Source organism: Streptomyces sp. SID486, assembly GCF_009865385.1.
Taxonomy (GTDB): Bacteria; Actinomycetota; Actinomycetes; order Streptomycetales; family Streptomycetaceae; genus Streptomyces.
Genome location: NZ_WWJT01000765.1, coordinates 44,878 through 51,627, shown reverse-complemented (window position 1 = coordinate 51,627; position 6,750 = coordinate 44,878). Strand labels below are relative to the sequence as shown.

Sequence of the window (6,750 nt, the reverse complement as noted above, 5' to 3'; positions counted from 1 at the left end):
TATTAGACCCCGTTTCCAGGGCTTGTCCCAGAGTGAAGGGCAGATTGCCCACGTGTTACTCACCCGTTCGCCACTAATCCCCACCGAAGTGGTTCATCGTTCGACTTGCATGTGTTAAGCACGCCGCCAGCGTTCGTCCTGAGCCAGGATCAAACTCTCCGTGAATGTTTTCCCGTAATCGGGACGACACCACGATGAGCGGAACAGTCAGGCGGAATAGGCCCGACCGTTCTCAGCGTCCTCGCTGTGTTTTTTCAAAGGAACCTCGTCCCGATCGTGATGACCGGAGACGGGGTATCAACATATCTGGCGTTGATTTTTGGCACGCTGTTGAGTTCTCAAGGAACGGTCGCTTCCTTTGTACTCACCCTCTCGGGCTTTCCTCCGGGCTTCCCTTCGGTGTTTCCGACTCTATCAGATCTTTTCTCGATCCGATTTCCTCGGCGCTTTCCAGGTTCCCGCTTCCGCGTTTCCCTTTCCGGCGGTTCCGACTTTATCAGAAGTTCTGAGCCGGATTTCCCACCCGCTCCAGGCATCCATGTCCAGCGCGTGAAGCGCTGGGGTTCCCGGTTGGGCGGAGCCGTAAACGTACTGGAGCGGGGCGCCCCGATGCAAATCGAGACGCCCCGCTCCTGGCCGGCACCGACGGTGCGTCAGACCTCCACGACCACAGGCAGGATCATCGGCCTGCGGCGATACGTGTCGGAGACCCACTTGCCGAGGGTCCGGCGGATGAGCTGCTGGAGCTGGTGGGGCTCCACCACGCCGTCCTGGGCGGACCGCTCCAGGACCTCCGTGATCTTCGGAAGGACGGCGGTGAAGGCCGAGTCCTCGATGCCGGAGCCGCGGGCCTGGACATGCGGACCACCGGTGATCTTGCCGGTGGAGGCGTCCACGACCACGAAGACCGAGATGATGCCCTCGTCGCCGAGGATCTTGCGGTCCTTCAGCGCCGGCTCGCCCACGTCACCGACCGAGAGGCCGTCGACGTAGACGTATCCGGCCTGGACCTTGCCGGAGATCTTGGCCTTCCCCTCGATCAGGTCGACCACGACGCCGTCCTCGGCGATGACGATCCGGTCGTGCGGCACGCCCGTGAGCGCGCCCAGCTCGGCGTTGGCGCGCAGGTGGCGCCACTCGCCGTGGACCGGCATCAGGTTCCTCGGGCGGCAGATGTTGTAGAAGTACAGCAGCTCGCCCGCGGACGCGTGGCCGGAGACGTGGACCTTGGCGTTGCCCTTGTGGACCACGTCGGCGCCCCAGCGGGTCAGGCCGTTGATCACGCGGTAGACCGCGTTCTCGTTCCCGGGGATCAGCGAGGACGCCAGGATGACCGTGTCGCCGTCGACGATGCGGATCTGGTGGTCGCGGTTGGCCATGCGGGACAGGGCCGCCATCGGCTCGCCCTGGGAGCCCGTGCAGACCAGGACCACCTCGTGGTCGGGCAGGTCGTCGAGCGTGCGGACGTCGACCACGAGGCCCGGCGGGACCTTCAGGTAGCCGAGGTCCCGGGCGATGCCCATGTTGCGGACCATGGAGCGGCCGACGAAGGCGACCCGGCGGCCGTACTCGTGGGCCGCGTCCAGGATCTGCTGGATGCGGTGGACGTGGCTGGCGAAGCTGGCCACGATGATCCGCTTGCGGGCGTTGGCGAAGACCGTGCGCAGGACGCCCGAGATGTCCCGCTCGGGCGGGACGAAGCCCGGGACCTCGGCGTTCGTGGAGTCGGCGAGGAGCAGGTCGATGCCCTCCTCGCTCAGCCGCGCGAAGGCGTGCAGGTCGGTGAGGCGGTTGTCCAGCGGCAGCTGGTCCATCTTGAAGTCGCCGGTGTGGACGACCATGCCGGCCGGGGTGCGGATCGCGACCGCGAGGGCGTCCGGGATGGAGTGGTTGACCGCGACGAACTCGCAGTCGAAGGGGCCGACGCGCTCGCGGTTCCCCTCCGCCACCTCCAGGGTGTACGGGCGGATCCGGTGCTCCTGGAGCTTTGCCTCGATCAGGGCCAGCGTGAGCTTGGAGCCGATCAGCGGGATGTCCGGCTTCTCGCGGAGCAGGTAGGGGACACCGCCGATGTGGTCCTCGTGGCCGTGCGTGAGGACGATGCCCTCGATGTCGTCGAGGCGGTCCCGGATGGACGAGAAGTCCGGCAGGATCAGGTCGATTCCGGGCTGCTCCTCCTCGGGGAAGAGCACTCCGCAGTCGACGATCAGCAGACGGCCGCCGTACTCGAAGACCGTCATGTTCCGGCCGATCTCGCCGAGACCGCCGAGCGGGGTCACCCGCAGGCCGCCCTCGGGGAGTGGCGGCGGCGGGCCGAGTTCAGGGTGCGGATGACTCAAAAGACTCTCCTCAACCACACGCGCCACGTACCGGTAGGGCACGTGGCGCGCATGACGTTCGTGCGGAAGCAGTTGTCGTTGTGGAAACAGGCACCGGGGGCCTGCGTATGCGGTTGTCGATTCAGTTGTGAGGCTCAGGTGGTGCGAAGTCTGTTGTCAGATCTGTACCCCGCCGGCAGCAAGATCGATCTTGAGCTGGGCGATCTCCTCGGGCGAGCACTCGACCATGGGCGAGCGCAGCGGTCCCGCGGGCAGGCCGAGGAGGGCGAGGGCGGCCTTGGTGGTCATGACGCCCTGGGTGCGGAACATGCCGGTGTAGACCGGGAGCAGCTTCTGGTGGATCTCCGTGGCCTTGACGACGTCACCGGAGGTGTACGCGTCGACCAGGGCCCGCAGGTCGGGGGTGACGAGGTGGCCGACGACCGAGACGAAGCCGATCGCGCCCACCGAGAGCAGGGGCAGGTTCAGCATGTCGTCGCCGGAGTACCAGGCGAGACCGGACTGGGCGATGGCCCAGCCGGCTCGGCCGAGGTCGCCCTTGGCGTCCTTGTTGGCGACGATCCGGGGGTGCTCGGCGAGCCGGACCAGCGTCTCCGTGCTGATCGGGACGCCGCTGCGGCCGGGGATGTCGTAGAGCATGACCGGCAGGCCGGTGGCGTCGGCGACGGTGGTGAAGTGCCGGTACAGGCCCTCCTGCGGGGGCTTGTTGTAGTACGGCGTGACGACCAGGAGGCCGTGGGCGCCGATGCGCTCGGCCTCGCGGGCCAGCTCGACGCTGTGGTGGGTGTCGTTGGTTCCGACGCCGGCGACGACGTGGGCGCGGTCGCCGACGGCCTCCAGGACGGCTCGTACGAGGTCCGCTTTCTCCGCGTCACTGGTGGTGGGGGACTCGCCGGTGGTGCCGTTGATGATCAGGCCGTCGTTGCCTGCGTCCACCAGGTGGGCGGCGAGCCGCTGCGCGCCGTCGAGGTCGAGTGCGCCGTCCGCCGTGAAGGGCGTGACCATGGCGGTGAGGACCCGCCCGAAGGGGGTCTGCGGAGTCGAGGTCGGAGCCATGGGTAACACGCTACTCGGTGCTCGAAGGGGGGTGTGCCCGTGGGGTGCCGGGAAAGTCACGACAAAGAAGGAGCCCGGCACTGCCTGCTCGGGGGTTCAAGCAGTGCCGGGTCCGTTTGATCAGGCTAGATGAACTTCTACAAATGCCGCAAACCGGACACTGCGCGAGGTTGACCCACACATCCGTTCCCCGAAGGGGAACAGATCTTCGTCACGGTGCCACACGTCCGTTCGCATTGAAGGCCGCGTAGGTGAGCGGCATGAGCTCCGCCCACTCCGCCTCCATCTTCTCGGCGACCATCTCGATCTCCCGCTGCGGGAAGCTCGGCACCTTGGCCAGCTCGTGCTGGGTACGCAGGCCGAGGAAGTGCATCAGGGAGCGCGCGTTGCAGGTGGCGTACATCGAGGAGTAGAGGCCGACAGGGAGGGCCGCGCGGGCCACCTCCCGGGCCACGCCCTCGGCGAGGAGCTTCCGGTAGGCCGTGTACGCCTGCTCGTAGGACTCCCGCAGGGTGCTGCCGACCGTCTCGTGCTGGGCCGGGGTGCCCTCGGTGAAGACGTACTTGCCGGGCCGGCCCTCCTGCACGAGCCTGCGCGAGGCGTCGGGGACGTAGAAGACGGGTTCCAGCTCGCGGTAGCGCCCGGACTCCTCGTTGTAGGACCAGCCGACGCGGTGCCGCATGAACTCGCGGAAGACGAAGATCGGGGCACTGATGAAGAACGTCATCGAGTTGTGCTCGAACGGGCTCCCGTGCCGGTCCCGCATCAGGTAGTTGATCAGGCCCCTGGAGCGCCCGGGGTCCTTGTCCAGCTCGTCGAGGGACTGCTCGCCGGCGGTGGAGACACGGGCGGCGAAGAGCACGTCGGCGTCCGAAGCGCTGGACTTCACCAGCTCGACGGTGACGTCGCTGCGGAACGTGAGCGACTCGGCGGAGGTCACGGGGGTGGGGGTCCTTCCATCACTTCTGGGGTTGGCGACCACCTTACGGGGCACCCGCCCAGGCCCCGGCCGGTACCTCGGCACGGCGGCCCGGAAAACGCGGCAGCGAATCTTTCGGACATGGGCACCATTTGTGTCCGCCGACCGTCTGTACCGGTGAGGCGTACACATTCGAACCACAACCCCCGAAAGGAGCGGCAGCCGCGATGTTCCGTCGGCGCGAGCCCGTCCCCTTCGCCTTCCTGGCCGAGGCACAGAGGTTCCGCAGCAATGTCACTCCCCCGCCCCGCCAGCGGGCGTCCTTCGGCGAGATGGCCGGACGCTGGCTGCTGGGTCTCACCCTCGTCGCGGGGCTCGTCGGAGCCCTGGTCGTCGGCACCCCGGCGCTCTCCCCGCCGTCCGGTACGCCGGCTCAGCAGTCCCAGGCGTCCCAGGGGCACTGAGCCGGGGGGCCTGACCCTCTTGGACGCTCCAGGCTGGTGAGCGGCATCACGGCCGGATAGCCTCACCGGGCACAGCCCACGCGAGGACCGAGTGAGGACCAGCCGTGCCCCTGCCCTTCCTTACGGCCGACCGCAGCTTCGAGACGGCAGCCGAGAGTGCGCTGCCCTACGACGACCCGGACCACTGGCGTCGCCCCTACCGGCCCGGCCCCTGGCGGGTGGCCATGGCCGCGCTGGGGCTGCTGCTGGCCTCGTTCGTCCTGTTCGCCGCGGTGCTCATCACCCTGACCGGTTCCGTGCCCTCCGGCGGGGCGGTCCTCGTCGCGGGCCTGGCGATCGTCGCGGGCTCGTTGCGGCTGCTGCGCATGGGTGTGTGGGTGAGCAGGCGTGGGCTGCGCCGGACCGGCCTGCTGCTGACGCGGACGCTGCCGTGGGCGCGGGTCGCCTCGGTGCGGACGGTGCAGCAGCCGGTGCGCTGGCTGGGGCTGCCGCGCACGGTGCAGGGCCAGGCGCTGGCCCTGGTGCGCGAGGACCGGCCCGCCGAGGACACCCCGACGCTGCTGACCACGCACAACCTGGACTTCCTCGGCCGGCCGGTGGCTTTCGACCGGGCGGCGGACGCGGTGGAGGCGTGGGCCGCGGAGCACCGGCGGGGCTGATCCGGTACGCCGCCGTAGCACGAACCGAGGAGGGGCCGGCCCACGTCACCGTGGGCCGGCCCCTCCTCGGTTCGCGGTCACGCCGCGGCGGTGCGCCCCTCGTGCAGGGCGATGGCACGCTGCATCGCCTTGCGGGCGCGCGGGGTGTCGCGGGCGTCGTGGTAGGCGACGGCGAGCCGGAACCAGCAGCGCCAGTCGTCGGGGGACGCCTCGGTCTCGGCCTTGCGCTTGGCGAAGACCTCGTCGGCCGAGTCCCGGTCGATCCGGCCGCCGGGCAGGCGCCTCAGCTCGTCGACCGGCAGGCCGCCCTCGGCCTCGAGTTCGGCGGACAGCTGGTTGGCCTTGCGGACGAACTGGGTGTTCTTCCACAGGAACCACAGCCCGATGACCGGCAGGATCAGTACCGCCACGCCGAAGCTGACGGTGATCAGGGTGCCGGACTGGATGAGCATGACGCCGCGGCTGCCGACCAGGACGAAGTAGAAGACGAGGACGGCGGCCGTGACGAGGTACGTGATCTTCGCGCGCATGGCAGACGTCTGTCTCAGCTCAGGTCCAGGAAGTGCTCCAGGCCGAACGTGAGGCCCGGAGTCGTCACCACGCGGCGGGCGCCGAGCAGGACGCCCGGCATGAAGCTGCTGTGGTGCAGGGAGTCGTGGCGGACGGTGAGGGTCTCGCCCTCGCCGCCGAGCAGGACCTCCTGGTGGGCCAGGAGGCCGCGCAGGCGGACGGCGTGCACGGGGACGCCGTCCACACTGGCGCCGCGGGCGCCGTCCAGGGCGGTGACCGTGGCGTCCGGCGCGGGGGCCGTGCCGGCCGCCCGGCGCGCCTGGGCGATGAGCTGGGCCGTGCGGGTGGCGGTGCCGGAGGGGGCGTCCACCTTGTTCGGGTGGTGCAGCTCGACCACCTCGACCGACTCGAAGTACGGCGCCGCGATCTGCGCGAACTTCATCGTCAGCACGGCGCCGATGGAGAAGTTGGGCGCGATGAGCACGCCGGTCTCCGGGGACTGGGCGAGCCAGCCCTCCAGCTGTGCGAGGCGTTCGTCGGTCCAGCCGGTGGTGCCGACGACGGCGTGGATGCCGTGGCGCACGCAGAAGTCGAGGTTGCCCATGACCGAGGCGGGGGTGGTCAGCTCGACGGCGACCTGGGCGCCGGTGTCCGCCAGGGTCTCCAGCTTGTCGCCCCGGCCGAGGGCGGCGACCAGTTCCATGTCCTCGGCGGCCTCGACCGCCTTGACCGCCTCGGCCCCGATCCGGCCTCTGGCACCGAGGACCGCCACGCGCAGCTTGCTCATGTTCCTGCTTTCCTAA

At 69.2% G+C, this 6,750-nt stretch carries 7 protein-coding genes and 1 rRNA gene; 2 read left to right on the top strand and 6 right to left on the bottom strand.

The window, feature by feature from the left end; genetic code table 11:
* From GT045_RS35815 to thyX, 4 genes are all read right to left on the bottom strand, one after another.
* Positions 1-165 (bottom strand): 16S ribosomal RNA (locus GT045_RS35815); the annotation flags it as partial.
* 488 nt (positions 166-653) lie between these two features.
* Positions 654-2,339, bottom strand: a complete 1,686-nt coding sequence (locus GT045_RS35810) for a ribonuclease J (RefSeq protein ID WP_161296817.1) — start codon at positions 2,337-2,339, stop codon at positions 654-656.
* 156 nt (positions 2,340-2,495) lie between these two features.
* Complete coding sequence (dapA, locus tag GT045_RS35805; protein ID WP_161336759.1) at positions 2,496-3,395, bottom strand: 4-hydroxy-tetrahydrodipicolinate synthase; 900 nt, start codon at positions 3,393-3,395, stop codon at positions 2,496-2,498.
* Positions 3,396-3,606: 211 nt separating this feature from the next.
* Positions 3,607-4,335: an FAD-dependent thymidylate synthase gene (gene thyX, locus GT045_RS35800; protein WP_161296813.1), complete on the bottom strand. Its 729-nt coding sequence runs from the start codon at positions 4,333-4,335 to the stop codon at positions 3,607-3,609.
* Positions 4,336-4,541: 206 nt separating this feature from the next.
* On the opposite strand from thyX, the gene GT045_RS35795 reads away from it, so the two are divergent.
* Both GT045_RS35795 and GT045_RS35790 read left to right on the top strand, forming a co-directional pair.
* Positions 4,542-4,778: a hypothetical protein gene (locus GT045_RS35795; protein ID WP_161296811.1), complete on the top strand. Its 237-nt coding sequence runs from the start codon at positions 4,542-4,544 to the stop codon at positions 4,776-4,778.
* Between the two features lie 104 nt (positions 4,779-4,882).
* Positions 4,883-5,437: a hypothetical protein gene (locus GT045_RS35790; protein WP_161296809.1), complete on the top strand. Its 555-nt coding sequence runs from the start codon at positions 4,883-4,885 to the stop codon at positions 5,435-5,437.
* 77 nt (positions 5,438-5,514) lie between these two features.
* On the opposite strand, the gene GT045_RS35785 is transcribed toward GT045_RS35790, so the two are convergent.
* On the bottom strand, positions 5,515-5,967 hold the full coding sequence (locus GT045_RS35785; protein ID WP_161296807.1) for a hypothetical protein: 453 nt from the start codon (positions 5,965-5,967) through the stop codon (positions 5,515-5,517).
* A 14-nt stretch (positions 5,968-5,981) separates the two neighbouring features.
* Positions 5,982-6,734, bottom strand: coding sequence for a 4-hydroxy-tetrahydrodipicolinate reductase (gene dapB, locus GT045_RS35780; protein ID WP_161336758.1), 753 nt, complete (start codon positions 6,732-6,734; stop codon positions 5,982-5,984).
* Positions 6,735-6,750: the final 16 nt, after the last annotated feature.